General features: G+C 70.9%; 3 protein-coding genes. 1 reads left to right on the top strand and 2 read right to left on the bottom strand.

Annotation, left to right across the window (positions count from 1 at the left end; translation table 11 throughout):
- Positions 1-738: SDR family oxidoreductase (locus VB716_RS04540; protein WP_323269857.1), on the top strand; the 738-nt coding region annotated here is incomplete at its 5' end.
- Positions 739-747: 9 nt separating this feature from the next.
- Here the strand turns inward: VB716_RS04540 and VB716_RS04535 are convergent.
- Positions 748-2,124 (bottom strand): sodium/glutamate symporter, encoded by a 1,377-nt coding sequence (locus tag VB716_RS04535; protein ID WP_416238082.1) that lies wholly within the window; start codon positions 2,122-2,124, stop codon positions 748-750.
- 119 nt (positions 2,125-2,243) lie between these two features.
- Positions 2,244-2,657 (bottom strand): alpha/beta hydrolase family protein (locus VB716_RS04530; RefSeq protein WP_323269853.1); only part of this gene is annotated, 414 nt, incomplete at its 5' end.

Genomic DNA, 2,657 nt, shown 5'->3' with positions numbered 1-2,657 from the left:
CGGGCTTTTGCGGCCCAGGGCGCCGAGCTGGCGGTGCTGGATCGCGATGGTGCGGCGGCGGCGGCCACGGCAGCCGCCTGCGGCAAGAAGGCCCTGGGGATCGCCTGCGATGTGACCGATGCCGCCCAGGTGCGGCGGGCCATGGAGCGGGTCTGTCTCCACTTCGGCGGCCTCGACATCGTGGTGAGCAATGCCGGCGCCGCCTGGACCGGCGCCATGGCTGATCTGGCGGACGAGGCGCTGCGGGACTGCTTCAAGCTCAACTTCTTCAGTCATCAGCAGGTGGCCCAGGCGGCCCTGGCGGTGTTCCGGGCCCAGAACGGCTGGCGCCGCACCGATCTGGCCGGCGATGCGCCGCGGCTGGGCGGCCAGCTGCTGTTCAATGTCAGCAAGCAGGCCCTCAATCCAGGCCCCAATTTCGGTGCCTATGGCATCGCCAAGGCGGCCCTGCTGGCCCTGATGCGTCAGTACGCCCTCGAGGCCGGCGAGGAGGGTGTTCGCGCCAATGCGATCAATGCTGACCGGATCCGCTCCGGCCTGCTGGATGAGGCCATGATCAAGCAGCGCTCCTCGGCCCGCGGCGTCAGCGAAGACGTCTACATGGCCGGCAACCTGCTGGGCGAGGAGGTTCGCGCGGCTGATGTGGCCGATGCCTTCGTGGCCCTGGCCCAGCTGGGCCGCACCACCGGCGCCGTGCTCACCGTCGATGGCGGCAACGTGGCGGCGATGGTGCGCTGAGGCGGATGCTCAGATCCGGGCCAGCAGCAGCCCCACGGAGATCCAGACCAGCACCAGCACCAGGCAGAGCCCTGTCCAGACGGGCAGCCCCAGGCCGGAGATCGCCAGGGGCGCCACCACGGTGACCACCCCGCCGGCCAGCACCGGCTGCAGCAGCATCTGCTTCATCGAGAAGGCCTGCAGGGCGGTGCTGCGATCATCCGGGTCGGCCATGCGCAGCAGCAGCAGACCGCTGGCTGCCACGCCGGTGGCCTGGCCGAATTCGATGATGCCGCGCTCAAACCAGTCGAACGGCAGGATCCGGGGGGCGAGCAGCAGCACCACCAGCAGGTTCCAGATAAGGCCCGCGCCGGCCAGCACCGTCAGGGGCAGCCAGTCGTGGGCCAGCAGCGAGAGGTTGAGGCAGGCGGTGGCACCGGTGATCAGCAGGTCGGCCGAGAGGGTGGCCGTGAGCCCCTGGATCGGCGCTGACACCCACTGCACCTGGTTGCTGCGTTCCAGCACCAATCGCACCAGCAGCGATCCCACCAGGGCCAGTGGGAAGACGGGCAGGGCGTCGATCACCAGGGCAAAGCCGCCGCCCACCCCGTCGGCGATCCAGCGCAACCCCTGCAGCGCCACCCAGCCGAACAGCACGGCCAGACCGGCCAGACCGAGATTCACGGCCCAGTCGGCCACTGTCCGCACCAGGGCCGGTGTCGCCACCGTGGGGGCCTCCAGGGGGCGGGGGACGAGGTTGTCGAGCGGATCGGCTGTCCGCACCACCTCCTCCACGGCTTCGTGCACCATCACGTCGGCGAACTTCAGCCAGCCGCTGCTGCGGGCCAGCACCACCACCAGGCCGCCCACCAGCGTGGAGGCCAGCAGCCCCACCGTGGCCATGGCCAGCCCCAGGGCTTCGCCGCCCTCCAGACCGAGCCGCTCGTAGGTGGGGCCCATGGCGGCGGCTGAGCCGTGGCCCCCCTCAAAGGCCACCTCGATCAGGCAGGCCATCACCGGGCTGACCCCCAGAGCCGGCTGCATGACCATCACGGCCAGGCCCCCCACCAGGAACTGCCCGAAGGCGAGGGTGAGCGCCAGCGACAGCTGGCCCGAGAGCGGTCGCCACAGACCGGTCAGGCGGGGCAGGGGTTTGCCCAGCAGCAGGGTGGCGAACACCAGCGTCAGCAGCGGCAGGGGCAGATCGGACCAGAGATCGATCACGGCCTGGGGCAGCAGGGGCAGCAGGCCGGCCGGGGCGATCAGCAGACCGAAGGCTCCCGCCAGCAGGGCCTCGGGCAGCCCCCAGCGCCGCATGCCCAGCGCCTGACCCACACTCACGCCGAGCAGCAGCAGCAGCAGCAGCGCCCCCGTGGCCAGCAGCAGCGTGGCGAGGCTGGTCTGCATCCAGCCAGTCAGGAGGGAGAAATCCAGCTCCAGCTCATTGATCACGGGTCACGTCCTGCGTGGCGAAAGCCGTCGTGGTTCTCAGCCTGATCGCTGGCTGCCCCCTGGCCGCGAAGTCGTCACAGCCCAAAGGCGTTGCGGAAGAACGCCTCGGTGGCCTCCAGCACCTCGCGCTGCACGGCGCCGTCGCGGAAGCCGTGGCCTTCGCCCTCGAACAGCCGCACCTCCACCGGCACCCCATTGGCCCGCAGGGCGCTGGCCATGGCCAGGGTCTGCTCCGGTGGCACCACCCGATCCTGCGAGCCCTGGAAGAAGATCACCGGGCAGCCGATCCGATCGGCGTGCCGCAGCGGCGAGCGGGCCTCGTACAGCGCCCGGGCCTGGGGCCAGGGGCCCACCAGTCCGTCGAGGTAGCGGGCCTCGAAGCGATGGGTGTCGGTGGCCAGGGCAGCGAGATCAGCCACCCCATAGCGGCAGGCGCCGGCCCGGAACACCGTTGTGAAGCAGAGGGCGGCCAGGGTGGTGAAGCCGCC

The organism is Synechococcus sp. CCY9201, from assembly GCF_034931105.1.
Lineage (GTDB): Bacteria > Cyanobacteriota > Cyanobacteriia > PCC-6307 > Cyanobiaceae > CBW1002.
This window is presented reverse-complemented; position numbering and strand designations above follow the sequence as displayed.